The sequence below is a fragment of the Streptomyces sp. NPDC006296 genome (assembly GCF_040613235.1).
GTDB lineage: Bacteria > Actinomycetota > Actinomycetes > Streptomycetales > Streptomycetaceae > Streptomyces.
Genome location: NZ_JBEXRT010000025.1, coordinates 15,811 through 42,192, shown reverse-complemented (window position 1 = coordinate 42,192; position 26,382 = coordinate 15,811). Strand labels below are relative to the sequence as shown.

Below are 26,382 nucleotides of genomic sequence, written 5' to 3'. Positions count from 1 at the left end.
GTGAGGGGTAGTCAGGGCTGGATACCCTACGTGCTCCTTTGAGAGAAAGATTCTCGTGGAACCCAGCCTGCCGACCGCGACCGTCGACCGCCGCACCGTGGCCTCTCTTTTCTCCCGGCTGCGCACCGGGAAAGGCCAGTCGAATCCCCGGCCCCTCTATGCGGAACTGAGAGGGCTCGGGGATATCTTCCCCTCTCCCTGGGGCGGGCACCTCGTCACCTCGTACGCGCTCTGCGACGAGGTCATGCGGAGCAGAACGTGGAAGGTACCCGATACGGAGTGGAGGGCCGGCCAGGCCAATTCCGCCCGCTGGAACACACCGGCTTCGCTGCAGACGGCGAAATCACTTCCCATGCTCAATCCGCCGCACCATACGAGAGTGCGGCGTTCGGCGGGCAACATGTTCGACCGGACGAAGATGGTGGAAATCGAGCGTTCGATAGCGAGGAACGTCGAGAAGGTGCTCGACGCTTTCGAGGACGAACTGCTCAAGGGCCCCGCGGATTTCAATTCCCTGGTCGCCGACGCGCTCCCCGTCCGGTCGATCGGGGAATGGCTGAATCTTCCGCCGGGCGATTACTCCCGGCTCAGGTCCCTGACCAACGACCAGACCCTCAGCCAGGAGTTCTTCCCCTCCCCCAGTCAGCTCGCGCGGGCGGACGCGGCGGCCCACGGGCTCCAGGAGTACTTCACCGCACTGGTGCGGGAGCGCCGCGCGAGGCCGGGGAACGACCCGGTGTCCTCGTGGATAGCGACCTGGGACACGCTGGAACCGGACCGCGAGAAGGCCGACGCCGAGGCGCACTCCATGGCGGTCTTCGTGATCGTCGCCGCTCTGGAGACCACGGAGCACCTGCTGTCCAGCATGGTCCGGCTGCTGCTGGAGCACCCGGAGCAGCTGGAGCGGCTGCGGGCGCACCCCGAGTACATCCCGCACGTGGTCGACGAGACCCTGCGCTACGACCCGGCGATCCACGCGATCAGCAGGACGGCGCCGCACGACCTCGTGCTGGGCGGCACTCCGGTCCGCGAGGGCGAGATGGTGCAGTTGATGGTGGGAGCGGCCCAGCACGACCCGCGGCAGTACGAGAGCCCGGAGGACTTCGACGTCCGCCGCAAGCCGCCGCATTTCGGTTTCGGCAGCGGAATCCACTACTGCCTCGGTGCACCGCTGGCCCGGCTGGAGGCCGGCCTGCTGCTGACCTCGATGCTGAGGCGACTGCCCCGGCTGCGGCTGAGCGAACCGCCCGCCTGGGAGCCCCGGGTCTCGTTCCGCCGGCTCAACCACCTCATGGTGGCACCGGCCTGAACCGGGCCGCCCACTCAAAAGAAGAACCGTTTCATCGTGCCCAGTCCCCAGAATCCGTCCGTCAGGAATCAAGAACAATGATCGATGATCTCAAGGCCCTGCACGTCGAGCACGACGGCGCGGTGGTGAGGGTCCGGCTGAACAGTCCGGAGACCGGAAACGCGATATCCGGACTGCTCCTGGACGAACTCCTCGCCGTCCTCGGCGCACTGGACGACCATCCGACCACCCGCGTCCTGGTCCTCTCCGGCGCGGGCTCCGACTTCTGCCTCGGCGGGGACCGCGCCGAATTCCCCTCCCTGCTCTCCCCGGAGACCGGCAACGCGGCCATGCGCGCGCTCGCCAACAAGGCCCGCCGGATGTGCGACCTGCTGGCGAACACCGGGGTCGTCACCATCGCACGGCTGCACGGCGGCGTCGTGGGGGCGGGACTGGGACTCGCGGTCTTCTGCGATCTGCGCGTCGGAGCGGACACCAGCCACTACCGGATACCGGAGCTGGGCCTGGGCGTGCCCCCGGCCTGGGGCGGGATCACCGCCCGGATGCTGTACGAGACGGGGGCCGCCCGGATCCGCGAGCTGCTGCTCACCGCCGACCGGTTCGACGCCGAGCGGGCCGCCGAACTGGCCATCCTGCACAAGGTCGTTCCGGAGGACCAGCTCGACGCCACCGTCGACCGCTGGACCAAGCCGCTGCTGCGCCGCTCCCCCTCGGCCCTGCGCAGCACGAAGGCCATGCTGAACTCCTATGCCGGCGCCCACCGCCTCGGCGAGGCCACGCTGTTCGACGCGGAGCTGCTGACCGCCTCCGTCGCCGCGGCCCAGGCCGCCCGGCGCCGCTGACCCGCTCCGCATCCGGCCCGGGTCCCCCACCTCCTGACGCACCGACAGCACCCTTGCGCCACGACCGCCGGGGTGCCCGTCGGCATGCCCGCCACCGGGCGGGCACTCCGGGGGACGAGCTTGACAGGCATGCCCCGCCATGACAACTATTCCATTAATTGACTCATGGAATCGAGGCGAGGGGGCGTGACGGAGATGAGCGATCCGGGCGGGGGTACGGGTCCGTGGGCCGTGGAGGCCCGTGGGCTGGGGAAGCGCTACCGGCGCGGCTGGGCGCTGCGCGACTGCTCCTTCCGGCTGCCGGCCGGCCGGATCTGCGGTCTCGTCGGACCCAACGGGGCCGGGAAGAGCACCCTGCTGGGCTTGGCGTCCCGTCAGGTGGCACCCACCGAAGGGGAACTGCGCCTGTTCGGCGTGCCGGTGGGCGATCCCGCGGTGATGCCGAGGTTCGCCTTCCTCGGCCAGGACAAGCCGATGTTCAAGCGGTTCAGCGTCGCGGACACCCTGCGGGCGGGTGACGAGCTCAATCCGAGCTGGGACCGGGCGGCCGCGGAGCGGATCGTGCGGGCGGGCGACGTGCCGATGGGCGCCGCCGTGGGGACGCTCTCCGGCGGACAGCGCACCAGGGTCGCCCTGGCCATGGCCTTCGGGAAGCGGCCCGACCTGCTGCTGCTCGACGAGCCGATGGCGGATCTCGATCCGCTGGCCCGGGACGAGATGAGCACCCTGCTGATGGCGGAGGCGGTCGAGCGCGGCACCACCGTCGTGATGTCCTCGCACATCCTCGCCGAGCTGGAGGACATGTGCGACTACCTGCTGGTCGTCGCCGACGGCAGGGTCCGGATGGCCGGTGACGCCGACGCCCTGGTCCCGGCCCACGCGCTGGTGACCGGGGTGACCAGGGACGGGGAGCTGCCCGCGGCCCTGGCCGGCCACACCGTCATCGAGAAGCGTGTGCAGGGACGGCAGTTCCAGGCGATGCTGCGGCCCGTCGGCCCGCTGTCCGGGGACTGGCAGGTGGCCGAACCCAGCCTGGAGGAGGTCCTGCTCGCCCATCTGCGCTCACCCGAGGCGCCCGCGCTGTACACGCCCGGCGCCGCCGCCGGGACCGAAGGGAGCAGGACCGCATGAACGCCACCCTGACCGGCCCGCAGGCCCCGCGCCGCGCGCGCCCGAGGCTGCTGCGCGGGCTGACCTGGCTGGTCCTGCGCCAGCACCGGGCCGCACTGGGCGGTGCCGTCGCCGTGACGGTGCTCGGCTCGCTGTGGATCGTGTACGAGCGTGCGCGGCTCACCGAGCTGCTGGCCGCTTCGGGCTGGCCGGAGAGGACCGTGCCGCTGCCCGTCGTGGGTGAGGGCTACAGCAGTCTCACCGCTCTGCTGACCCTGCTGCCCGGCGTCTTCGCCGTGTTCTTCGGCGCCCCGCTGATCGCCACCGACCAGGAGCAGGGCACCGCGCGGTTCGTCACCACGCAGTCCGTCACCCGCGGGCGCTGGGCCGTCGCGAAGCTGGGCTGGTGCCTGACGATCACCCTGGTCGCCTGTTCGGTGCTGTCCGCGGCCTTCACCTGGCTGTGGCGGCCGCACCGTTCGGTCCTTCCCGACCTCTGGATGGACCCGTCCGCCTTCGACACCACGGGCCCGGTCCTCCCCGCGCTCGCCCTGTTCCTCACCGCGGCCGGTGTCACGATCGGCGTCCTGCTGCGCCGGGTCCTCGCCGCCATGGTGGTCACCTTCGGCTTCACCGTGGTCGCGCAGACCGCCTGGTCGATGTTCCGGGACCGGCTGGGCACCCCGCACACGCTCACGTACCCGCTGGACGCCGCACAGCCCGCCCGCCTCGACGGCGCGTACGAACTCGACCGCTGGGTCGGCAGCGCCGACGGCCGGCTGTACGGATGGGGTTCCTGCGCCGAGGCGACCGAGAAGGCGACGGACGCGTGCGTCCGGGAGAAGGGGATCGTGAACAACGTGGTCGAGTACCTCGGCCCCGAGCAGATGGGCGCCATGCAGTGGACCGGCGCCGGCGTCCTGCTGGCGGGCACCGTGGCGCTGAGCGCGTTCGCGCTGTGGTGGACGTCCCGGCGCCCCCGGTAGGAAGGCGCCCCGTGTACGGAGGCGCGCCGTGTACGGAGAGGACCGGCCCCTTGCAGGACGGCGCCCCGTCCTCTCCGTACAGTGTCACTCATCGAGCGGAAGGTGATGTCCGTGGTCGTGTTCCGCATCGACCGGCGCAGTGGGGTGGCGACGTATCTCCAGATCGTCCGGCAGGTCGAACAGGCCCTGAGGATGGGCGCGCTGGAGGAGGGCGACCGGCTGCCCACGGCCGCGCAGGTCGCCGCCAGCACCAAGGTCAATCCGAACACCACGCTCAAGGCCTACCGGGAGCTGGAGCGTGCGGGGCTCGCCGAGGTGCGCCAGGGGGCGGGGACCTTCATCACCCGCTCGCTCGCGGGGCCGGACTCCGAGGGCCGCGCGTGGCCGCTGCGCACGGCCCTGACCGAGTGGCTGCACCAGGCGCACGGCGAGGGCCTCGGCCGCGAGGAGGTCGAGGCCCTCTTCCGGGCCTCGTTCGATGCCGTCTACCCGGCCGCCCCGGAGGCCTGAGCACCCGACAGGAGCGGCGGGCCCCCGGGATCGTCCGTGCTCCGGTCGCGCCCGCCGTGCCGGGCCGGCACCCGCCGGCCCGGTGCGGGTCAGGCCTTGTTCTGCGAGGCCCAGAACTCGTCGAACGTGAGCTCGCCGTCGCCGTTGCCGTCGTGGGCGTTGATGACGGCCTGGGCGACCGTCTCGGTGACGTAGGGGTCACCGAGCTGCGCCATGGCGCTCTTGTACTCGGCGGCCGTGATGCGGCCGTCCCCGTTCTGGTCGAAGCGCTCGAATGCCGTGCGTGCCGACTCGATGTCCGCCACTGTTCCGCCCCTTCGTCAAGCGTTGATGTCGGGGGTCAGATTATCCGGCTGCCCGGACGGCGGATCGGGCGGGCGAGGGCGGCCGGCCGGGCCCGCGCCCGTCAGCGGAAGACGCCGGTGTGGCCCAGCGAGTAGCGGCCGGGCTGCGGATAGACGGCCAGCCCGTGCGGACCGCTGCCGACCGGGATCCTGGCCAGCTGCCTGCCGGTGGCGGTGTCGATCGCGTACACCTCGGCGTCGTACCGGCCGGAGAGCCACAGCACCTTGCCGTCGGCGGAGACGCCGCCCATGTCCGGGCTCCCGCCGTCGGGGAGGCGCCACTTCGCGGTGAGCTCGTTCCTGGCGAAGTCGAAGACGGAGACGGAGCCCTCGCCCCGGTTGGTGACGTACATCCGGCGGGAGTCCCGGCTCACGTAGAGGCCGTGGGCGCCCTTCCCGGTGGGCAGCAGCTTCGGGGTCGTGAACTTCTCGCCGTCGAGCACCCACATGCCGTGCGCCATCATGTCGGCGATGTAGAAGGTGCCGCCGTCCGGCGAGAGCTTCACGTCCTGGGGCATCGAGCCCTGCTTCGGGAGCCGCTGCTGGGCCACGACCTCCATCTTCTCCGTGTCGACCTTGAGGAGTTCGCCGGAGAACTCGCAGGAGACGATGAAGTACCGGCCGTCCGCCGAGAAGTCGGCGTGGTTGACGCCGGCGCAGTCCACCGGCACCGTCCGCGCGACCTTCATGGTCCGCGGGTCGCGGAAGACCAGTTCGCGGTCCATGGAGGCCATGACGACGGCGTACCTGCCGTTCGGGGTGAAGTAGAGGTTGTACGGATCGGAGACGTCGAGCGTCCGGCCGGTCTTCCCGGTGGCCGGGTCGATCGCGGTGAGGCTGTCGCCGAGGTCGTTGTTGACCCAGAGCGTCTTCAGGTCCCAGGAGGGCACGACGTGCTGCGGCTGGTCGCCGACGGGAAGGGTCTCGATGACCTTGTACGTCGCCGGGTCGATCACCGACACCGTGTCGGACTCGGTGTTGGGGACGTAGACGCGGGACGGGAAGTCCCGGACGGCGGGGGCGAGCTTCCCGGGCCGGTCCGCCGCGTAGACGTCCTCCGGGTCGAGCACGGGGGGCATCCCCGGCAGCCCGGGCGGCGGCGCCGGCCGTTCGGGCGGGGCGGCGGCCTCGGTGCGGGAGGGTTCCGGCCGAGCGCGGTCCGCGGGGGCGCCGCAGGCGGCGAGCGCGACGAGGAGCAGGGCGGCGGCGGCCAGGGCGCGCGGGGAGGGAGGCATCAGGTCAACAGCTCCGTGGTGGTCACCGCGCGCAGTCGGCGCCGGTCGATCTCGGTGAGGAGGAGGGGCAGCGCGGCGACGGTGTCCCGGTAGCCGAAGTGCAGGCTCACCACGGAGCCGTTGCGGAGCTCGCCGGCGACCTTGCGGGTCACGCCGGCGACTCCGGGCGAGGTGAAGTCGAGGGAGTCCACGTCGTAGGACAGGACGTGCGGATAGCCGGCCCGCCGGGCGAGGTCCTGGACGAGCGGGGTGGCGTACCGGGCGCGCGAGGGCCTGAACCAGGTGCCGATGGAGCCGGTGAGCCGGCGCAGACGACGGGCGCAGGTGGTGATCTCCTCGTAGGCCCGTTCCTCGTCCATCGCGTTGATGTCGAGGTGGCTCTGGGTGTGGTTGCCGAGGTCGTGGCCGCCGTCCAGGATGCGGCGGGCCATGTCGGGGTACCGGTCGAGCCAGCTGCCGACGGCCAGCACGGTGAGCCGGGCACCGGCCCGCTCGGCCTGGCCGAGGACGGCGCGGGCCAGGGTGGGATCGCCCTGGCCGTGGAAGGTGAGGGCGACGCGCGGACGGCCGCGGGAGCCGTGCTCGATCTGGACCGGCTGTCCGGGGAAGCGGCGGGCAACCGCTGCCGGGGCCACCGCGCCGTGGGCCTTCGGCGCGCCTGTCCCGGCCGGGGAGCCGGCGGCGTCCGGGGCGCCCGTTCCGGCCGGGGAGCTGTGGCCGCCGGGTGCTTCCGGTGCCGCCCGCGGGGGGCCGTCCGGTGCGCAGCCCGCGGCGGACGCGCCGGCCAGGAGCGCTCCGGCCGCCGTGCGCAGGGCGCCGCGGCGGGGCACCGGTGTCCTGCGACCGTTCATGGCCGTCCACCTCGCGGGTCGGTTCGGGTGCGGTTTCCCCGAGACCCGGGACACAGTAGGGCGGGACGGGCGGAAATCCGGGCGTCGCCGGGCCCGGACACGCGCCGGGGAGGATCGATGAATCACCCGGCGAATCTGAACATCGCACCAAGAATGCCAGGCGCGTGACCGAACACACCTGCGATCCATTGACCAAATGAGCTTTATAGGCTCATTTATCCCTTTTGCGTCTTTGGCTCCGAGGTCGCCCGTCTGCCATAGTCGGTGACACGACCTCCTCCGACCCGAGCCAGGTCTTCCGCGCGGCCGTGGGCACACCCCACCCTCCACGGCCCCCTCAGCAGCCCCCGACGCGCCGCACCCCGGCCGACCGGGGGCTTCTGCGTGTCAGCGGTCGGTGGTGCGCATCTCGAACCAGGTGGTCTTCCCCCGGGGCAGCAGGTCCACGCCCCACCGGTCGGAGAGCTTGTCCACCAGGAAAAGGCCCCGCCCGCTGACGTCCGTCTCCCGGACGGGCATCAGGCACGGCAGCCCGCGCGAGGGATCGCGCACCTCGATCCGGACCCAGCCGCGCCTGCGCAGCATCCGCAGACCGAATATCCGCGCCCCGGTGTGGCGCACGGCGTTCCCCACGAGCTCGGAGACCAGCAGCACTCCGTACTCGGCGGTCTGCGGAGGGAGCTGCCACTGCCGCAGCATCACGCACGAGGTGATCCGCCGGGCGGTCGCCGCGGACTCCGGACGGGAGGGCAGCCGGACTTCGGCCTCCGTCGGGTTCCCGAACAACTCCAGTGCCTCGTAAGCCTGTTCGTCCCCGACGACCGACGCCAAGCGTGCCGCCGCAGCGCTGCTGCGCGGCCGCGGCTGCTCCACACCCTCCAGACCCGCCATGTCCCCCATCATGGCCGCACAGAACGCGCTGCGTGACCGTTCCGACAGAATCCCTCTGCCGGAACCAGTCATTCCGCCCTGGTTCTCCGGCATATGCCAGAGGCAGAAAAGGGGCCCGTACAACCATGCTCACCTGCGAGGACGCAAAAGTGCCGGGTAATTGCACGGATCGGACGGACGCCGGTCCTTAAGGTTTTCTTAAGGTCCAGCTAATCCGCCCGCACGGATGAACGCGCATGTCCGTGTACGCAACTCACCCTCGGTCAGAGGAATTCGGCCTTGCCGGGCCCGTCCTCCACGAAGCTGCGCATCCCCCGCTCGCGGTCCTCGGTGGCGAACAGGCCCGCGAACCAGGTGCGCTCGATCGTGAGCCCGGTGTCGATGTCGGTCTCCAGCCCTGCGTCCACGGACTCCTTGGCGGCCCGCAGGGCCAGCGCCGGGCCGCGGGCCAGCCGCGCCGCCCAGGCGTGCGCCTGCTCGTACACCTCGGCGGCGGGCACCACACGGTCCACGAGTCCCATCGCCAGGGCCTCGTCGGCCTTCACCTGACGGCCCGTGAAGATCAGGTCCTTGGCCTTGGACGGACCCACCAGCCGGGCCAGCCGCTGGGTGCCGCCGGCGCCGGGGATCAGCCCCAGCAGGATCTCCGGCTGGCCGAGCTTCGCGTTGTCCGCGGCGATCCGGACGTCGGCGCAGAGCGCCAGTTCGCAGCCGCCTCCGAGGGCGTAGCCGGTGACGGCCGCGATCACGGGCTTGGGGATCCGGGCCACCGCGGTGAAGGACTCCTGGAGCGCCCGGGAGCGCGCGACCATCGCCGCGTGGTCCATCTCCCGCATCTCCTTGATGTCCGCGCCCGCCGCGAACACCTTCTCCCCGCCGTAGAGGATCACCGCCCGCACGTCGTCGCGCCGGCCCGCCTCCTCGGCGAGCTCCCGCAGCCGGTCCTGGACGGCGACGTCCAGGGCGTTCATGGGCGGGCGGTCCAGCCGGATCGTGCCGACGCGGTCACTGACTTCCAGGGTTACGGTCATGGCATGCAGGTTAACCGCCGCTAACGCCGACGGGCCCGGTGCCGTGGGTCACAGCACCGGGCCCGCTCCGTCCGCGCGGCGGGGACCTACGCGGTCCACTCCGACCAGTCCATGTTCCAGCCGTTGAGGCCGTTGTCCGGCTGGATCACCTTGTCCTCGGAGTTCTTCACGACGACGACGTCGCCGATCAGCGAGTTGTCGAAGAACCAGGCGGCAGGCGTCTTGCCGTCCCAGCCGCCGCGCGCGTCCCGCAGGCCCACACAGCCGTGGCTGGTGTTGGTCGTGCCGAAGATGCCCGACCCGCCCCAGTAGTTGCCGTGGATGAAGGTGCCCGAGGTGGACAGGCGCATCGCGTGCGGCACGTCCTTGATGTCGTACTCGCCGCCGAAGCCGACGGTGTCACCGTTCATCCGGGTCACCTTGAGCTTCTCGCTGATGACCATCTGACCGTTGTACGTCGTGGTGGACGGGGCGCCCGCGGAGATCGGGATGTCCTTGATCTGCTTGCCGTCGCGGACCACCTTCATCCGGTGCGAGCTCGCGTCGACCGTGGAGACCTGGCTGCGGCCGACGGTGAACTTCACCGTCTTGGCCTGCTTGCCGTAGACCCCCGGCCGTCCCTCGACCCCGTCGAGGTCCAGACGCAGCGTCACCTTCGTGCCGGCGGCCCAGTAGTCCTCGGGGCGGAAGTCCAGGCGGTCGTTGCCGAACCAGTGGGGCTCGATCCGGACGGCCGGCTCGGCCGTCACGCTGATGGCCTTCTCCACGGCCGCCGGGTCGGTGATGCCGCGGGTGAAGTGGATCGAGACCGGCATGCCCACGCCGACGGTGGAGCCGTTCTCGGGCGTGTACTGGCCGATGAAGGTGTTCTCCGGAACCAGGGTGGTGAAGCTGGTGTCCTTCGCGGACGCGCGCCCCTCGGCGTCCTCGGCGACCGCGTGGACGGCGTACTTGGTCGCGGCGGCGAGGTGGCGGTCCGGGACCCAGCTGAGGCCGTCCGCGGCCGTCTTGCCCCGGACCTCCTTGCCCTGGGGGTCGGACACCTTCACCGTGCTCAGCTTGCCCCGGGCCGCCGAGATCTTCAGCGCCCCGCTGGTCGCGACGTCGTCGGCGCCGTCCTCCGGCGCGATGGTCACCACCGCCTGCGAGGCACTGGTGTCCTCGGCCTCGGCTCCGGCCCGTCCGCCGTCCTTCTCGGCGGCGGCCCCGCTGCCCCCGCAGGCGGTCACCAGCAACAGCAGCGCGCCCAGTACCAGTGCGAGGAGGCCGTGGGCCCCGCGCCCGCGCCGTCCCCCGCTCGCTCCGGCCCATGCCCCCGATATCGGCTGCCCGTTCAATGTGGTCGTCTCCCCTCGCACGGCCTGGCCCCGCCATGGCCCGCACCCCCGCGCGCTGTTCGTGCGCGCTCGGCGCAAGACAATCACACCGCGCGTCGGGAGAACTCCCCCGGGATGTCACCGTTCCGTCCCAACTCGTCCCGCCCGACCGCCGGGTGGTCCCGGACCACACCACCGGGGGGAACCCGGCGGTCACGCGGGGCGGACGGGGGCTCAGCGCAGGGCGGAACCCGCCTTCCACTGCGGCCAGGCGAGGTTCCAGCCGCCGAGCCCGTTGTCGGGGGCCACGGTCCGGTCGGTGGAGTTGACCACCTCGACCACGTCGCCCACCAGGGTCCGTTCGAAGAACCAGCCGGCCGGGGTGTCCGAGCTGCCGCCCTTCACGTCGCGCAGCCCGATGCAGCCGTGACTGGTGTTCTCGGAACCGAAGATGTCGGGCGACTCCCAGTAGTTGCCGTGCAGGAAGGTGCCCGACGTGGTCAGCCGGACGGCGTGCGGCACGTCCTTGATGTCGTACTCACCGCCGAAGCCGACGGTGTCGCCGTTCATCCGGGTCATCTCGTGCAGCTCGGAGACCACCATCTTCCCGTTGTACGAGGTGGTCTTCTCGGCGCCCGCGGTGATCGGCACCGTGCTGACCAGCTCGCCGTCGCGGCGGACCTCCATGGTGTGCGCCCGGGCGTCCACCACCGACGTCTGGGAGCGGCCGATCGTGAAGGTCACCTTCTTCCGCTGGCTGCCGTACACCCCCGGCGCGCCCTCCACGTCGCGCAGGCCGACGTCGACCGTGACGCGGGTGCCCGGCTCCCAGGGGGAGGCGGGGCGGAAGTCCAGGCGGTCCTTGCCGAACCAGTGGCCGGCCACCTCGACCTCGGGATCCGTGGTGATCCGGATGGCCTTCTCCACCGCCGCCCGATGGGTGACGGGCCGGTTGAAGTCGAAGGAGACGATCATGCCGGTACCCACGGTCGACCGGTTCTCCGGCTTGAAGTAGCCGATGAACCGGTCCTCCGGGACCAGCGTGGTGAAGGTGGTGCTGCGGGCCGAGCGGTGTCCGTCCCCGTCGACGGCCACGGCCTCCACGCTGTACTTCCCGGCCAGCCCGAGCCGGTACCCGTCGTCCCGGGGGGCCCAGGAGCGGCCGTCGCCGGCGATCCGGCCCGGCACCTCGCGGTGCTCCGCGTCCTGTGTCCGGATCACCTTCACCCGCTCCAGCCGCCCGTCGGGGACGGTGACCCGGAGCGGGCTGTCCGCGCCGACGTCCACGGCCCCGTCCTTCGGGACGATCCGGATCGCGTCCCCGGGTGAGCGGTCGTCCCCGAAGAACGGCGTGGCACCGCTGCAGCCCGTCAGTACGGCCAGCACGGTGAACAGTCCTGCCCATGTCAGCACGGCGGTCGAACCGGCGCGTGCTCTCTTCGCTACGTGGTTCACGCTCCCCCAACGACGCCGCCGCCCGGGGGAAACGTGAGGACGGGGCCACCGGTGGGCAGAACAGGGGGGAGGACACCGCCGGGAGGGGCGCGGCCGGGACGCCGCGCACCCCTCCCCCGGGTGGCCGCCGCTACGAGCCGCGGGAGGCTGAGAGGTGTCGAGCACAGCCGAGCAGGAGGAGACGCCGCGCACGGCGGGCCGGACCGCGGCGGCCGGAACCCCTCGCGGGGCGGAGGCGGACGGACCACCCGTATGGCCGGGTGCGCCGACGCCGCTGGGCGCCCGCTTCCGCGTCGGACCGGACGGTGTGGCGGGCACCAACTTCGCCCTCTGGGCGGGCGGGGCCGAGGCCGTGGAGCTCTGCCTCTTCGACGGGCGCGGCGCCGAGACCCGGCTCCCGCTGACCGAGCTGACCCATGAGATCTGGCACGGCTTCGTCCCCGGGGTGGGCGCGGGTCAGCGCTACGGCTACCGGGTGCACGGCCGCTGGGATCCCTGGACCGGGGCCCGCTGGAACGCGGCGAAGCTGCTCCTGGACCCGTACGCCCGGGCGGTGGACGGCTCGTTCACCCTGCCGCCCGAGGTGTACGGCCATGTGAGGGACTGGCCCGAGCAGGACGTCGCCGACACCGTGCGCGACGACCGGGACTCGGCGCCGTACGTGCCCAAGGCGGTCGTCGTGCACGACGACGACGACTGGGCGCAGGACCGCAGGCCGAAAACCCCGTGGGCGGACTCGGTCATCTACGAGCTGCACGTGCGCGGCTTCACCCGGCTCCACCCGGACATCCCGCCCGAGCTGCGGGGCACCTACGCGGGACTCGCCCATCCCGCCGCGATCGGCCACCTCCGGCGCCTCGGTGTGACCGCCGTCGAGCTGCTGCCGGTCCACCAGTTCGCCCACGAGGACCACCTGCTGCGGCGCGGGCTGCGCAACCACTGGGGCTACAACTCCATCGGGTACTTCGCCCCGCACGCGGACTACGCGGCGAGCGGGACGGCGGGCCGGCAGGTCGGCGAGTTCAAGCAGATGGTGCGCGCCCTGCACGACGCGGGGATCGAGGTCATCCTCGACGTGGTCTACAACCACACGGCGGAGGCCGGCGAGCTCGGTCCGATGCTGTCCCTGCGCGGGATCGACAACCGGGGGTACTACCGGCTCCAGCAGGACGCCCGCCGCTACGCCGACTACACCGGCTGCGGCAACACCCTGCACGTGGTGCAGCCGCAGGTCCTCCGGCTGATCACCGACTCGCTGCGCTACTGGGTGACGGAGATGGGCGTCGACGGCTTCCGCTTCGACCTGGCGGCGACGCTGGCCCGCTCGATGCACGACGTGGACATGCTGTCCCCGTTCCTCGCGGTGATCGCCCAGGACCCCGTGCTGCGCCGCGTCAAGCTGATCGCCGAACCCTGGGACGTCGGCAACGGCGGATACCAGGTGGGGGCGTTCCCGCCGCTGTGGACCGAGTGGAACGACCACTACCGGGACACCGTGCGCGACTTCTGGCGGGGCGCCCTGCCCGACGTGCGCGACCTCGGCTACCGGCTCGCCGGGTCGAGCGACCTGTACGCCTGGGGAGGCCGGCGCCCGTACGCCTCGGTCAACTTCGTCACCGCGCACGACGGGTTCACCCTGCGCGACCTGGTGAGCTACGAGCAGAAGCACAACGAGGCCAACGGGGAGGGCAACCGCGACGGCACGGACGACAACCGGGCCTGGAACTGCGGCGCCGAGGGCGAGACCGACGACCCCGGTGTGAACGCGCTGCGCCGCAGGCAGCTGCGCAACCTCCTGACCACGCTGCTCCTGTCGACCGGGGTGCCGATGCTGGTGGCGGGCGACGAGATGGGGCGCACCCAGGGCGGCAACAACAACGCCTACTGCCAGGACAACGAGGTCGGCTGGCTGGACTGGTCGCTCCTGGAGGACCCCGGCTGGCGGCAGCTGACCGAGCTGACCGCCCGGGTGCTGGCCCTGCGCCACCGCCACCCGGTGCTGCGCCGCCGCGCCTTCTTCGCCGGGACGCCGCAGGCCCCGGACGGCCTGCGGGACCTGGCGTGGTTCACCGCGGAGGGCACGGAGATGACGGAGGGCGACTGGTACGCCCCGGCGGCGACGCTGGGCCTCTACCTGTCCGGGCGGGACATCCCGGGCAGGGACGCACGGGGTGGTCAGGTCACCGACGACAGCTTCCTCGCCGTCCTGCACGCGGACCACCGGCCCTGCGACTTCCGGCTCCCGGGCCCGCCCTGGGCGCGGTCCTACGAACTGGTCCTGGACACCTCGCGCGAGGACCAGGCGTCGGCTCCCGGCACCCTCCACCGGGGCGGCACGGCACTGACCGTGGAGGGCAGGGCGGTGCTGCTGCTGCGGGTGGCGGAGTGAGGGACCGTCCCCGGCCGGGGACGCCGCGCTCGCCGGCCGGCGCCAGGGCCGCGTCGTCCGCCGTGTGCCGGGCGTTCCGGTCCGGGGCGGGCGCCGGTGTCCGCCGTCACGCCCGTACCGGCATCGTCCGACGGGCTGACGGCGGTCCGCGGCCCGCACGGTGTGTCCGGAAAACCACATGAGCGAGGTCAGTGGCGAACCGTAGGGTCGGCCCTGATGCCCGAAACACCTGCAGAGCACACGGACCGGTCCGCCGTGCGCTCCCTCCTGCGCATGTGGCCCTATGTCCGACCGGTGCGGGTGCGCTGGATCGGTGCCGCCCTCGTGGCGGTGCTCGCCTCCAGCCTCGCCCTGGTCATCCCGCTGGTGCTGAAGTGGATGGTGGACGGTCCCGTGGCCGACCGCGATCCCGGCGGGGTGGGGCTGGGGGCGCTCCTCCTGCTGCTGCTGGGGATCGCCGAGGCCGGGCTGTTCGGGCTGCGGCGGTGGCTGGTGGCCCGGCCGCTGGCGGGGGTCGAGGCGTCGATGCGCGCCGACCTCTACCGGCACCTCCAGCGGCTGCCGGTGGCGTTCCACGACCGCTGGCCCTCGGGGCAGTTGCTCTCGCGCGGCACCACGGATCTGATGCTGCTGCGGATGTTCCTGGCCTTCCCGCTGACGTTCCTGCTGGTCAACGGCACGACGATCCTGGTGGGTTTCGTCATCCTGTTCGTGCAGGAGTGGACGCTGGGGCTGGTGCTGCTCGTGCCCGCCGTCCCTCTGATGGTGGTGTGCTCGCTCTTCGAGACGAGGTACTCCCTGGTGGCGCGCAGGGCCCAGGACCAGGTCGGGGATCTGGCCACGGTCGTCGAGGAGAGCGTGCTCGGCATCCGTGTCGTCAAGGGGTTCGGCCGCAACCGCAGCCAGGCGCTCGCCTTCCGGAGGCTCGCGCAGCGGCTGCGGACCACGGAGCTGGGCAAGGCCCGGCTGCTCGCGGGGATCTGGGCGCTCGTCACCGCCGTCCCGGAGCTGGCGGTCGGCGCCGCGCTGGTGCTCGGCACGATCCAGGTCGCGGACGGCACCCTGTCGGCGGGCACCCTCGTGGCGTTCCTCTCGACGGCGCTGGCGCTGCGCTGGCCGGTCGAGTCGATCGGCTTCCTGCTCGCGATGAGCCAGGAGGCGGCGACGGCCGCGGACCGCTTCTTCGAGGTCATGGACGCCGAGGAGGAGCAGGACCCCGGGTCCCCGGACGCGGCGGGCACGGCGGACGCGGCTTCGGGGCGGGGCATCGTCTTCGAGGGCGTGGAGTTCGGCTATCCCGACGCCGCACCGGGCTCACCGCCCGTCCTCGGCCGGATCGACCTGCGGATCCGTCCCGGCGAGACCATGGCACTGGTGGGGGCGACCGGTTCCGGCAAGACCACGCTGACGGCGCTGGTGCCCCGGCTGCACGAGGTCACCGGCGGCCGGATCCTGCTGGACGGCGAGGACATCGCGGCCATGCCGCGGTCCCGGCTGCGGGAGCTGGTCTCGGTGGCCTTCGAGGAGCCCACCCTGTTCTCGGCGACCGTCGGGGAGAACGTGCTGATGGGCGCCGAGGGGGCGAGCGAGCCGGAGCTCGGGCAGGCCCTGTCGGTCGCCCAGGCCGGCTTCGTGCACGAGCTGCCGCAGGGTGTCGGCACCCAGGTCGGCGAGCAGGGGCTGAGCCTCTCCGGCGGCCAGCGGCAGCGCCTCGCCCTGGCCCGCGCCGTCGTCGGGAGCCCGCGCTTCCTGGTCCTCGACGACCCGCTGTCCGCCCTGGACGTGCACACCGAGGCCCTGGTGGAGGCGGCGCTGCGGCGGGTGCTGGAGGGGACGACGGCCCTGGTCGTCGCGCACCGGCCGTCCACGGTGATGCTGGCGGACCGGGTGGCCCTGCTGTCCGGCGGCCGGATCAGCGCCGTCGGCACCCACCAGGAGCTCCTGCGCACCAGCTCCGAGTACGCCTGGCTGATGTCCGGCGCCCATGACACCGGCGTTCTCGCCGCCGAGGAGGGCAGCTCCCGATGACCAGTACGACTGCCGACGGACCCGCCCTCGCCGACGAGGACCTGCCGGGGAAGGGCTCCGGCCCGGCGCCGGACGGCGGGGACCCGTTCGCCGCCGACGCGCTCCCCGCTCCCCGGGGTGCCACCCGGGCGCTGCTGTTCTCCCTGCTGGCGCCGCTGCGCGCCAGGGTGGCCGTGGCCTCCCTCCTGCTGCTCCTCCAGCAGGCCGCCGTGCAGGCGGGACCGCTGCTGGTCGCGTACGCCATCGACAGCGGGGTGCCGGCCTTCCGGGACCACGACTACGGTCCGGTGGCGGCCGTGGGCATCGGGTACGCCGTGTGCGCGGTGGGCTCGGGGGCGCTCCAGTACTCCTTCGTCCGGGCGGCCGCCCGGATCAACCAGGACGTGCTGCTCGATCTGCGGGGGCGGATCTTCCGTCACGCCCAGGCGCTGAGCGTGGACTTCCACGAGCGCTACACCTCGGGCCGGCTGATCTCCCGCTCGACCACGGACGTGGAGTCCCTGCGCGAGCTGCTGGGCGAGGGCCTGCAGGAACTGGTCGGGGTGATCCTGTCCTTCGTGTCGATCTCCGTGCTGCTGCTGTGGCTGGATCTCGGCATCGGGACCATTGCGGTCGCCTCCTTCCTCCCTCTGTACCTGCTGGTGCGGGGGTACCGGCGGCGGGCGGCCGCGGCGTACGCGGCGCGCTCGACGGCGATCGCCGCGGTCATCGTGAAGTTCGCCGAGACGATGAACGGGATCCGCCCCGTGCAGGCCTTCCGCAGGGAGCGGGCCAACGAGCGGGACTTCGCGGTGTCCAACCACACGCACGAGCGGCGGAACGGCGACGCCCTGCTGGCCATGGCCCGGTACGTCGTCGGCTCCCGGCTCGTCGCGAACACCGCGGTGGCCGGGATGGTGCTGTGGGGCGCCTCCCGGGTGGCGTCGGGCACGCTGGCGCTCGGTGTGCTGGCCGCGGCGGTGCTGTACCTGCGGCGGCTGTACGACCCGATCGACCGGCTCGCGATGTTCCTGAACTCCTACCAGTCGGCCGCCGCCTCGCTGGAGAAGATCGCGGGCCTGCTGGCGCAGACGCCCGCGGTTCCCGAACCCGCCGCCCCGAAGGTGCTGCCGGCCGTCGCCGGGGAGTACCCGGGCCGCGAGGTCACGTTCGACGGGGTGCGGTTCGCGTACCGCACCGGCGGTGAGATCCTGCCGCGCTTCGCCCTGACGATCCCGGCGGGCCAGACGGTGGCCGTGGTCGGCTCGACGGGTGCGGGCAAGTCGACGCTGGCCAAACTGCTGGCACGCTTCTACGACCCGACCGAGGGCCGGGTCCTGCTGGACGGCACCGATCTGCGCGACCTGGCGACGGCCGAACTGCGGCGGGGCGTGGTGATGGTGACCCAGGAGGCGTTCCTGTTCTCCGGGACGATCGCCGAGAACATCGCGATCGGCCGTCCGGAGGCGACGCCCGAGGAGATCGAGCGCGCCGCGAAGGCCATCGGGGCGCACGACTTCATCGGCGCGCTGCCCGAGGGGTACGACACGGACGTCCGTAAGCGCGGCGGGCGGATCTCGGCAGGTCAGCGGCAACTCGTGGCGTTCGCACGGGCCTTGCTCGCGGACCCGGCCGTGCTGATCCTGGACGAGGCCACCAGCTCGCTGGACGTGCCCGGGGAGCGGGCGGTGCAGCGGGCGATGGACACCGTGCTGCACGGGCGTACGGCGGTGGTCATCGCGCACCGGCTGTCGACGGTGGAGATCGCGGACCGGGTGCTGGTGATGGAGCACGGACGGATCGTGGAGGACGGCTCCCCGGCCGGACTCATCGGCGGCACGGGCAGGTTCGCCGGGCTGCACAAGGCGTGGCGGGAGAGCCTGGCCTGACCGGACCGGGGCCGTCGGCCCGGTGCGGCCGGGGGCGCCGGTCCTGGGCGCAGGGCCGGGGACGGCCGGAGGCTCGGGGCCGGGGACGCGGCACGGCCCGGCGGACGCGCCGGACGGGCGGGTCGCGCCGACCCGGCGGGGCGCGCCGGACGCGCCGCACGCGCGGACGGGCCGGCGCACCGGACGGGCGGGGCGGGGGCCGGGGGCGCCGGGCCTGGGCGCGGGGCCGGGGGCTCGGGCCGCGGGCGGGGCGCCGGGATCGCCCCGGGATGCGGGGCGCGGGACCGCCCGGGTGCGTGGCGCAGTCACGCCCCCGGACGGGGCCGTGACGGCCTGGCGTGGAACCGGCCACAGTTCCGCGACGTCTCATCCCGTGGCCCTCGCCCGCTCGGCCGGCGCACGGCCCGGGCCCGGCGGATACGACAGAAACCCCTCTCCGTCCTGCGCCGCACGGCTTCCCGCCCCCTCGGCGATCTTCCCGCGCCATCGGGACGACACAGAGGGAAACGTCCGCTTAACGAACATGACCTTTCCGGCAACGAACGATTTCCGGCCAATGTGTTGACGCGCTCCTGACACGCGCCTCGTTCTGCTGGCACTCTTCCCCCGTTCCACGCACCGCCTGCTCAGCCGGCCCACTCACCCAGTCGGCCGTCGCCCCCCTCGCAGAAGGAGTCCGCGTGAGACCCACGCACAGCCGTCGTGCCACCGCGACCGGCGCTCTGATAGCCGCAGCAGCCCTCCTCGCCGTCGGAATGCAGGGCGGTACCGCATCGGCCGCGCCCGACAGCGCGACCGCGGCGCCCGCCGCAGCGGTGAAGGGCGCCGACCCCGGCGCGCTGCCCGCGAAGCTCTCCCCCGCCCAGCGTGCCGAACTGCTCAGGGAGGCCAACTCCACCAAGGCGGCCACCGCCGAGAAGCTCGGGCTCGGCGCCACGGAGAAGCTGGTGGTCCGCGACGTCGTCAAGGACGTCGACGGCACCACCCACACCCGGTACGAGCGCACGCTCGACGGTCTCCCCGTGCTCGGTGGCGACCTGGTCGTGGCCGCGTCGAAGTCAGGGGCGACCCAGGGCGTCACCAAGGCGTCGAAGGTGACCGGGGCCCAGCTGAAGGCGGTCGGCACGGCGGCGGACGTCGCTCCGGCCACCGCCGAGAAGCAGGCGCTCACCGCGGCCCGCGCCGACGGCTCGAAGAGCACCGAGGCGAGCAAGGCGCCGCGCAAGGTCGTGTGGGCGGCGAGCGGGACCCCCCAGCTCGCCTACGAGACCGTCGTCGGCGGCCTCCAGCACGACGGCACCCCGAACGAGCTGCACGTCATCACGGACGCCTCGTCCGGCGCCAAGCTCTTCGAGTGGCAGGCCATCGAGACCGGCACCGGCAACACCCAGTACAGCGGCACGGTGACGCTGGGGACCTCCGGCTCCGGCAGCTCGTACAACCTGACGGACACCGCGCGCGGCGGCCACAAGACGTACAACCTGAACCGCGGTACGTCCGGCACCGGGACCCTGTTCTCCGGCCCCGACGACGTCTGGGGCAACGGCAGCGCCTCGAACACCGAGACCGCCGCGGCCGACGCGCACTACGGCGCGGCGGAGACCTGGGACTTCTACAAGAACGTCATGGGCCGCAGCGGCATCAGGGGCGACGGTGTCGGCGCGTACTCCCGCGTCCACTACGGCAACAACTACGTCAACGCCTTCTGGTCCGACAGCTGCTTCTGCATGACCTACGGCGATGGCAGCGGCAACCTCGCCCCCCTGACCTCGCTGGACGTGGCGGCGCACGAGATGACGCACGGCGTCACCTCCAACACCGCCGGCCTCAACTACAGCGGTGAGTCGGGCGGTCTCAACGAGGCCACCTCGGACATCTTCGCGGCGGGCGTGGAGTTCTACTCCAACACCGCCACCGACCCGGGCGACTACCTCGTCGGCGAGAAGATCAACATCAACGGCGACGGTACCCCGCTCCGTTACATGGACAAGCCCAGCAAGGACGGCGCGTCCAAGGACTACTGGTACTCCGGCCTCGGTTCGGTCGACGTCCACTACTCCTCGGGCCCGGCCAACCACTTCTTCTACCTGCTGTCCGAGGGCAGCGGGGCCAAGACCGTCAACGGGGTGGCCTACAACTCCCCGACGTCCGACGGGCTTCCGGTGACCGGCATCGGCCGGGACAAGGCGCTGCAGATCTGGTTCAAGGCGCTCACCACGAAGTTCACCTCCACCACGAACTACGCCGCGGCCCGCACCGGCACCCTCGCGGTCGCCGGTGAGCTGTACGGCACGTCGAGCGCCGAGTACACCGCGGTCGCCAACGCGTGGGCCGGCATCGCGGTGGGCTCCCGCCCCGGCGGCGGCACCGACCCGGGCGGCAAGGTCTTCCAGAACACGACCGCCAAGGCGATCGCCGACAACAGCACCACCAACTTCCCGATCGTCGTCAGCGGCGTCACCGGCAACGCGCCCAGCACCCTGGCGGTGGCGGTGAACATCACCCACACCTACCGCGGTGACCTGGTCCTGGACCTGGTGGCCCCGGACGGTACGGCGTACCGGCTGAAGAACTCCTCGTCGAGCGACTCCGCGGACAACGTGGTGGAGACCTACACGGTCAACGCCTCGTCCGAGGTGGCCAACGGCACGTGGAACCTGAGGGTCCAGGACGTCTACTCGGGCGACACCGGCACCTTCAACAGCGTCAAGCTCACCTTCTGAGCAGCGTCCGGAACCGCTGAGCGGGCAGCGTCCCGCACCGCGCACCGGCACGACGGGACGGCCCCGGGGAGCACACCTCCCCGGGGCCGTTCCGCGCGTCGGGACGGTCCGCGCCGGGGCCCCTCCCGACGCGGACGGCGGGCCACGGGCACCCCTGACGGGCCGGACGGTTCCACGAGCGGTCCGCAGACCGGAAGGGACCGGACGCCGACGGGGGCAGTGCGTCGGACGAGGCCCGTGCGTCGGACGGGGTCCGTGCGTCAGGCAGGGTCGGTACGTCGGACGGGTTGGCCGCCGTCCCGCTCGGGGACGTTCTGCTCGGCCCAGACGATCTTGCCGCTGGCCGTGCGGCACGAACCCCACCTGCGGCACAGCAGGTTGATGAGCTGGAGCCCCCGGCCGCCCTCGTCACTGACGTCGGCGTGCTGGATCTGCGGCAGATCCGGTCCGGTGTCGGCGAGTTCCACCTGGAGGCGTTCGTCCAGCAGCAGCCGGAGCCGGCCGGGACCGCCGCCGTAGCGCAGGGCGTTCCCGACCAGTTCGCTGACCACCAGCTCGGTCACGTCGGCGAGTTCGGCCAGGTCCCACCGGGCGAGCTGCTCGGTGACCAGCGTGCGGGCGGTGGACGCGGGGTTGCCCTCCGTGGGCAGGTCCCACTCGCGCAGCCGCACGCCCGGGCCCAGTTCGTGGCCCCCGGCGACCAGCAGCACCGCCTCGTCGAAGCGGCCGACGTCCTGCCTCGGCGCGGTGAGCGGTCCTCCGGCGTCCAGTTGCTCGGGCGCCATCGCGGTCACGGACCCGCGCAGCCCCTCCAGCTGGACGTCCACGTCGTCGGTGCGCGTCTTGATCAGGCCGTCGGTGTAGAGCACGAGCCGGCCCCCCACCGGGCCGCGCACCCGGAGCGGGTCGTACGGGATCACCCCGGCACCCAGCGGCGCCCCGACCGGCACGTCGAGGTAGCGGGCGGTCCCGCCGGCGTCCACCAGCAGCGGCGGCGGATGGCCCGCGCTGGCGATCGTGTAGCTGGAGTCCGCCGGGTCGTACACGGCGCACAGGCAGGTGGCGACCTGGTCGTCCTCCAGGTCGCGGGTGGCCAGGTCGAGCCGGGCGAGCACCCGGTCGGGCGCGATGTCCAGCATCATGAGCGTGCGCGCGACGGCCCGCAGCCGGCCCATCGTCGCGGCGGCGGGCAGTCCGTGGCCGGTGACGTCACCGACGACCAGCGCGGTGCGCCCGCTGGGCAGGGCCACCACGTCGTACCAGTCGCCGCCCACCCCGTGCGCGTCGACGGCCGGCGCGTAGTGGGCGTGCACCCGCAGGCCCGGGGTGTGCGGTGTGGCGCGCGGGAGCAGCGAGCGCTGGAGCGAGACCACGTGCTCGCGTTCACGCCCGTAGAGCCGGGCGTTGTCCATGAAGACGGCGGCCGTGGAGGCGAGCTGGCACGCCAGGTCCAGGTCGGCGCGGTTGAAGGGCGGGCTGTCGCCGGCGCGTACGAAGTCCGCCGAGCCCAGCAGGACACCGCGGGCGATGAGCGGCACCGCCATGTAGCTGTGCACGCCCTGGCGCCGCATCGCCGCCTCCGCGCTGTCCGTCGGCGCGACGCGCGTGTAGTCCCGCGGTGTCATCCGGCCGACCAGCACGGGCCTGCCGTTGCGCAGGCACTCGGTGGTCAGCAGCGTCTCGCGGCGTTCCAGCCGGTTCACCACCTCGCCGACCGGGGCGGGTTCGAGCTCCGTGAGCGAGTCGACGGCCCGGACCGCCATGGCGCGGGTGACGGGCACCGCGGCGCCGGTGACCCGCTCCCCCTCCTCACCGTGGAGCACGGACTCCAGCAGGTCGACGGCGGCGGCGTCGGCCAGCCTCGGGACGCTGTACGCGGCCAGCTCCTCGGCGGTGCGCTCCAGGTCGAGGGTCGTGCCGATCCGGGTCCCGGCCTCGTTGAGCCAGCGCATCCGGGCCGCGGTGGTGAAGGGGTCGTCCCGGGGCGGTCCGGCGCGCTCCGGACCCAGGTTCCACAGGAGGCGGGCGCTGCCCCGCTGCGCGGCCAGCCGACGGGTCAGGCGTCTGGCTCGGCCTCCGCCGCCGTTCACCGTGCTGACCTCCACTCGCGTCCGGGAGAACGCCTCGCTCGTCCGTCACGTCGGTGGCTGCTGGAGCACCGGCAGGGCTGTCATGTTAGCGAGATCGCGGCGAAAACACCCCTGCCGGACGACCGGTACGTATCGGGACAGGGGCGGCGGGCCCGGCAGGGGGAACGCGCCGGGCCCGCCGCCCGCCCGGGACGGTCAGCGCAGGAGCATCCCGCCCTCGTCGCCGGTGGCCGCGTCCGGCACCGTGACCAGGCCGAGTTCCGCTCCCGAGGCGAGCAGCGGGTGGGCGGGCAGGACGCGCACGGTGTACCCGCAGGGGCCCGTGCGGTCGAGGACGAGAGGGCCCTCGTACAGCCGGCGGTCCTCCAGATCGTGCCCCCCGGCCGGTTTCAGCGGGTACGTCTGCGCCTCGGTGATCACGTCCCCGGAGTCGACCCGCCCGGCGACCACCTGGACCTCGACGTCCTCCGGGTCGAGGCCGCCCAGGGTGATCCGGACGCGCAGGGCGAGGGCGGACCCGAGCTCGGCGGATCCGCCGACGACGGTGTCCGCGGTGGCCTCCACATGGTCGACGGCGACCTGCGGCCAGGCCGCACGGACCCTGGTCTTCCACGCGGCGAGACCGCGGGCGGCCTCGGGCTCCATCGCGCGGCGGGACAGGGCGGCGGGGGCGTAGAGGCGTTCGACGTACTCCCGCACCATGCGGTCCGCGAGGACCTTGGGGCCGAGGGTGCCCAGGGTGCGGCGGACCATCTCGATCCACCGCCCGGGCAGGCCCTCGGCGTTGCGGTCGTAGAAGCGGGGGGCGACCCGGTCCTCGATGAGCGCGTAGAGGGCGTTGGCCTCCAGCTCGTCGCGCCGTTCCTCGTCGGTGGCGGACCCGTCGGCGGTGGGGATCGCCCAGCCGAAGTCGGGCGCGAACCACTCGTCCCACCAGCCGTCGCGCACGGAGAGGTTGAGGCAGCCGTTGAGCGCGGCCTTCATGCCGCTGGTGCCGCAGGCCTCCAGGGGGCGCAGCGGGTTGTTCAGCCACACGTCGCAGCCCGGGTAGAGCTTCTGGGCCATGCCCATGCCGTAGTCCGGCAGGAAGACGATGCGGTGGCGGACCCGCGGATCGTCGGAGAACCGCACCAGCTCCTGGATCAGCCGCTTGCCGCCGTCGTCGGCGGGGTGGGCCTTGCCCGCGACGACGATCTGGACCGGGCGCGTCGGATGGAGCAGCAGCTCCCGCAGCCGGTCCGGATCGTGCAGCATGAGCGTCAGCCGCTTGTACGAGGGCACCCGGCGGGCGAACCCGATGGTCAGGACGTCGGGGTCGAGCACACCGTCGATCCAGCCGAGCTCGGCGGCGCCCGCACCGCGGCCCCGCCAGGAAGCGTGCAGGCGCCCGCGCACCTCGGTGACGAGCTGTTCCCGCAGCCCTCGGCGGAGGTCCCAGATCTCCCGGTCGGGGACGGCGGCCGGGGCGTTCCGGCCCTCGGTGCTCCCCGGCTCCCCGGCTCCGGCCCCGTTTCCGTCTCCGGCTCCGGCCCCGCTTCCGGCTCCGGCTCCGGCTGCGAGGCGCTGGACCTCCGGGGCGACCCAGGTCGGGGCGTGCACTCCGTTGGTCACCGAGGTGATCGGGACCTCGTCAGGGTCGAATCCCGGCCACAGTCCGGAGAACATCTCCCGGCTCACGGCTCCGTGCAGGGTGGAGACCCCGTTGGCCCGCTGGGCGAGCCGCAGTCCCATCACCGCCATGTTGAAGAGGCCGGGCTCCCCGCCGGCGTGGGTCTCCGTGCCGAGACGCAGGACGTCCTCGACCCCGACGCCCGGCAGCTCACCGTCGTCGCCGAAGTGGCGGGCCACGAGCCGGCGGTCGAAGCGGTCCATCCCGGCGGGGACCGGGGTGTGGGTGGTGAACACCGCGCCGGCCCGCACGACCTCCAGGGCCGCGTCGAAGTCCAGCCCCGCGTGGGCGAGCTCCCTGATCCGCTCCAGGCCGAGGAACCCGGCGTGGCCCTCGTTGGTGTGGAAGACCTCGGGGTCCGGGTGTCCGGTCAGCCGGCAGTAGGTGCGCACGGCACGCACCCCGCCGATGCCGAGCAGCATCTCCTGGAGCAGCCGGTGGTCGCTGCCGCCGCCGTAGAGGCGGTCGGTGACGTCGCGTTCGCCCGGGGCGTTCTCCTCGACGTCGGAGTCGAGGAGCAGCAGCGGGACGCGGCCGACCCGGGCCTGCCGGACCGCGGCGTACAGGGAACGGCCGCCGGGCAGGGCGAGCACCACCCGGACGGGGGTGCCGTCGGCCTCCCGCAGGAGGGTGAGCGGCAGCTCGTTGGGGTCGAGGACGGGGTAGTGCTCCTGCTGCCAGCCGTCCCGGGACAGGCTCTGGCGGAAGTAGCCGTGCCGGTAGAGCAGGCCGACGCCGATGAGCGGCACACCCAGGTCGCTGGCGGCCTTCAGGTGGTCACCGGCCAGGATGCCCAGACCGCCGGAGTACTGGGGCAGGGCGGCGGTGACACCGAACTCGGGTGAGAAGTAGGCGACGGCCGCGGGGAGCTCGGCCCCCCGGGCGAGCCGGTCCTGGTACCACCGGGGTCCGCCGAGGTAGTCCCGCAGGTCCTCGGAGGCCTCGGCGAGCCGGGCCAGGAAGCGCTGGTCCCCGGCCAGCTCGGCGAGGCGCGCGGCGGAGACGGCGCCGAGCAGCCGCACGGGGTCGGCGTCCGCGGTCGGCCGGCCCTCCGGGTCGACGGCCCGGAAGAGCTCTCGGGTCTCGGTGTGCCAGGACCAGCGCAGGTTGCGGGCGAGGTCGCTGAGCGGTCGCAGGGGTTCGGGGAGGACGGGACGCACGGTGAACCGACGAATGGCCTTCACGTGACCCACCTTTACAGGGGACGTACGGATCCGAGGGGACGCACGGCGGTGGGCGCCCTCTCCGTCACCCTGGACGGTAGCGGCGCGCCGTCGTGCGGGACCACGGCGCGCGGCCGGCGCGGGCGCCGCCGCCGGGTCCGGCCCGGGGCGGTCCGCCGCCCCGCGCCCCGGCGAGGCACGATGCGCGCCCTCCCCGCGGCACCTCATGGGTCACCCGGGTCGCACCGACGCCTCCGGCCCCTTTGACCTCATGGACCAGATGCGCCAGTTACGTACCCTTCTGTCACGGGCGATATGGCTGATTTCCCCTCCCCGCTCGGACTTGTGACACCCGGTGGCACGGGGAAGGCTGCGGAGGTGCCCGTGTGGCGGCCGGTGACCGGCGCGCGGCCCACAGCGCGTGCACCGGATGCACCCAGGAGTTAACACGCCGCCGGGTTGGCCGCCCGGAAGCGGTGGGAAGGCTTCCCCGGTCACACTCCCGCGCTGCACACGCCAGGTGTCCCGGGCCGAGCCCGAACCGCCCGCGCACCTGCCATTCGAGTGCCATT

Annotated in this window: 18 protein-coding genes; 9 read left to right on the top strand and 9 right to left on the bottom strand. The window is 72.8% G+C overall.

Annotation, left to right across the window (positions count from 1 at the left end; genetic code table 11):
- The first annotated feature begins 55 nt into the window (after positions 1-55).
- From ABZ172_RS18885 to ABZ172_RS18865, 5 genes are all read left to right on the top strand, one after another.
- Positions 56-1,309 (top strand): cytochrome P450, encoded by a 1,254-nt coding sequence (locus tag ABZ172_RS18885; RefSeq protein WP_356884853.1) that lies wholly within the window; start codon positions 56-58, stop codon positions 1,307-1,309.
- A gap of 77 nt (positions 1,310-1,386) precedes the next feature.
- A complete protein-coding gene (locus tag ABZ172_RS18880) occupies positions 1,387-2,151 on the top strand; it encodes an enoyl-CoA hydratase/isomerase family protein (RefSeq protein WP_356884852.1) in 765 nt (254 codons plus the stop codon).
- Between the two features lie 195 nt (positions 2,152-2,346).
- Positions 2,347-3,282: an ABC transporter ATP-binding protein gene (locus ABZ172_RS18875; RefSeq protein WP_356884899.1), complete on the top strand. Its 936-nt coding sequence runs from the start codon at positions 2,347-2,349 to the stop codon at positions 3,280-3,282.
- On the top strand, positions 3,279-4,247 hold the full coding sequence (locus ABZ172_RS18870; protein WP_356884851.1) for an ABC transporter permease subunit: 969 nt from the start codon (positions 3,279-3,281) through the stop codon (positions 4,245-4,247). Before ABZ172_RS18875 ends, ABZ172_RS18870 begins: the two co-directional genes overlap by 4 nt.
- 105 nt (positions 4,248-4,352) lie before the next feature.
- Positions 4,353-4,757, top strand: coding sequence for a GntR family transcriptional regulator (locus tag ABZ172_RS18865; RefSeq protein WP_356884898.1), 405 nt, complete (start codon positions 4,353-4,355; stop codon positions 4,755-4,757).
- A gap of 89 nt (positions 4,758-4,846) precedes the next feature.
- Here ABZ172_RS18865 and ABZ172_RS18860 read toward each other — a convergent pair whose 3' ends face one another.
- From ABZ172_RS18860 to ABZ172_RS18830, 7 genes are all read right to left on the bottom strand, one after another.
- Positions 4,847-5,062, bottom strand: a complete 216-nt coding sequence (locus ABZ172_RS18860; RefSeq protein ID WP_014153971.1) for an EF-hand domain-containing protein — start codon at positions 5,060-5,062, stop codon at positions 4,847-4,849.
- 101 nt (positions 5,063-5,163) lie between these two features.
- Complete coding sequence (locus tag ABZ172_RS18855) at positions 5,164-6,336, bottom strand: beta-propeller fold lactonase family protein (RefSeq protein WP_356884850.1); 1,173 nt, start codon at positions 6,334-6,336, stop codon at positions 5,164-5,166.
- Complete coding sequence (locus ABZ172_RS18850; protein ID WP_356884849.1) at positions 6,336-7,187, bottom strand: polysaccharide deacetylase family protein; 852 nt, start codon at positions 7,185-7,187, stop codon at positions 6,336-6,338. Before ABZ172_RS18850 ends, ABZ172_RS18855 begins: the two co-directional genes overlap by 1 nt.
- A gap of 387 nt (positions 7,188-7,574) precedes the next feature.
- Positions 7,575-8,090, bottom strand: a complete 516-nt coding sequence (locus tag ABZ172_RS18845) for an ATP-binding protein (protein ID WP_356884848.1) — start codon at positions 8,088-8,090, stop codon at positions 7,575-7,577.
- Positions 8,091-8,341: 251 nt separating this feature from the next.
- A complete protein-coding gene (locus tag ABZ172_RS18840; RefSeq protein WP_356884847.1) occupies positions 8,342-9,109 on the bottom strand; it encodes an enoyl-CoA hydratase-related protein in 768 nt (255 codons plus the stop codon).
- 86 nt (positions 9,110-9,195) lie between these two features.
- The gene (locus ABZ172_RS18835) at positions 9,196-10,446 is read right to left on the bottom strand and encodes an Ig-like domain-containing protein (protein ID WP_356884846.1); all 1,251 of its coding nucleotides are present in this window, start codon (positions 10,444-10,446) and stop codon (positions 9,196-9,198) included.
- Positions 10,447-10,659: 213 nt separating this feature from the next.
- Positions 10,660-11,880, bottom strand: a complete 1,221-nt coding sequence (locus tag ABZ172_RS18830) for an Ig-like domain-containing protein (RefSeq protein WP_356884845.1) — start codon at positions 11,878-11,880, stop codon at positions 10,660-10,662.
- A 154-nt stretch (positions 11,881-12,034) separates the two neighbouring features.
- Between ABZ172_RS18830 and glgX the strand changes: the two genes are divergently transcribed.
- The 4 genes from glgX to ABZ172_RS18810 all read left to right on the top strand — a co-directional run bounded on the left by glgX (position 12,035) and on the right by ABZ172_RS18810 (position 20,888).
- Positions 12,035-14,269, top strand: a complete 2,235-nt coding sequence (gene glgX / locus ABZ172_RS18825) for a glycogen debranching protein GlgX (RefSeq protein ID WP_356884844.1) — start codon at positions 12,035-12,037, stop codon at positions 14,267-14,269.
- Between the two features lie 216 nt (positions 14,270-14,485).
- Positions 14,486-16,297, top strand: coding sequence for an ABC transporter ATP-binding protein (locus ABZ172_RS18820; RefSeq protein WP_356884843.1), 1,812 nt, complete (start codon positions 14,486-14,488; stop codon positions 16,295-16,297).
- Positions 16,294-18,165: an ABC transporter ATP-binding protein gene (locus ABZ172_RS18815; protein WP_356884842.1), complete on the top strand. Its 1,872-nt coding sequence runs from the start codon at positions 16,294-16,296 to the stop codon at positions 18,163-18,165. Before ABZ172_RS18820 ends, ABZ172_RS18815 begins: the two co-directional genes overlap by 4 nt.
- A 680-nt stretch (positions 18,166-18,845) precedes the next feature.
- Positions 18,846-20,888 carry a M4 family metallopeptidase gene (locus ABZ172_RS18810; RefSeq protein WP_356884841.1) on the top strand — a complete coding sequence of 681 codons (2,043 nt, stop codon included), beginning with the start codon at positions 18,846-18,848 and terminating at the stop codon, positions 20,886-20,888.
- Positions 20,889-21,148: 260 nt separating this feature from the next.
- Here the strand turns inward: ABZ172_RS18810 and ABZ172_RS18805 are convergent, their stop codons facing one another.
- Positions 21,149-22,978 carry a SpoIIE family protein phosphatase gene (locus ABZ172_RS18805; RefSeq protein ID WP_356884840.1) on the bottom strand — a complete coding sequence of 610 codons (1,830 nt, stop codon included), beginning with the start codon at positions 22,976-22,978 and terminating at the stop codon, positions 21,149-21,151.
- 195 nt (positions 22,979-23,173) lie between these two features.
- Positions 23,174-25,831, bottom strand: coding sequence for an alpha-glucan family phosphorylase (gene glgP, locus ABZ172_RS18800; protein ID WP_356884839.1), 2,658 nt, complete (start codon positions 25,829-25,831; stop codon positions 23,174-23,176).
- Between the last annotated feature and the right edge of the window lie 551 nt (positions 25,832-26,382).

Excerpts from the sequence above, each read along its gene's own strand:
- ABZ172_RS18870 (WP_356884851.1), top strand. The coding sequence starts at position 3,279 with ATGAACGCCACCCTGACCGGCCCGCAGGCCCCGCGCCGCGCGCGCCCG.
- ABZ172_RS18820 (WP_356884843.1), top strand. The coding sequence starts at position 14,486 with ATGCCCGAAACACCTGCAGAGCACACGGACCGGTCCGCCGTGCGCTCC.
- ABZ172_RS18880 (WP_356884852.1), top strand. The coding sequence starts at position 1,387 with ATGATCGATGATCTCAAGGCCCTGCACGTCGAGCACGACGGCGCGGTG.
- ABZ172_RS18875 (WP_356884899.1), top strand. The coding sequence starts at position 2,347 with ATGAGCGATCCGGGCGGGGGTACGGGTCCGTGGGCCGTGGAGGCCCGT.
- ABZ172_RS18815 (WP_356884842.1), top strand. The coding sequence starts at position 16,294 with ATGACCAGTACGACTGCCGACGGACCCGCCCTCGCCGACGAGGACCTG.
- ABZ172_RS18850 (WP_356884849.1), bottom strand. The coding sequence starts at position 7,187 with ATGAACGGTCGCAGGACACCGGTGCCCCGCCGCGGCGCCCTGCGCACG.
- ABZ172_RS18855 (WP_356884850.1), bottom strand. The coding sequence starts at position 6,336 with ATGCCTCCCTCCCCGCGCGCCCTGGCCGCCGCCGCCCTGCTCCTCGTC.
- ABZ172_RS18840 (WP_356884847.1), bottom strand. The coding sequence starts at position 9,109 with ATGACCGTAACCCTGGAAGTCAGTGACCGCGTCGGCACGATCCGGCTG.
- ABZ172_RS18865 (WP_356884898.1), top strand. The coding sequence starts at position 4,353 with ATGTCCGTGGTCGTGTTCCGCATCGACCGGCGCAGTGGGGTGGCGACG.
- ABZ172_RS18845 (WP_356884848.1), bottom strand. The coding sequence starts at position 8,090 with ATGATGGGGGACATGGCGGGTCTGGAGGGTGTGGAGCAGCCGCGGCCG.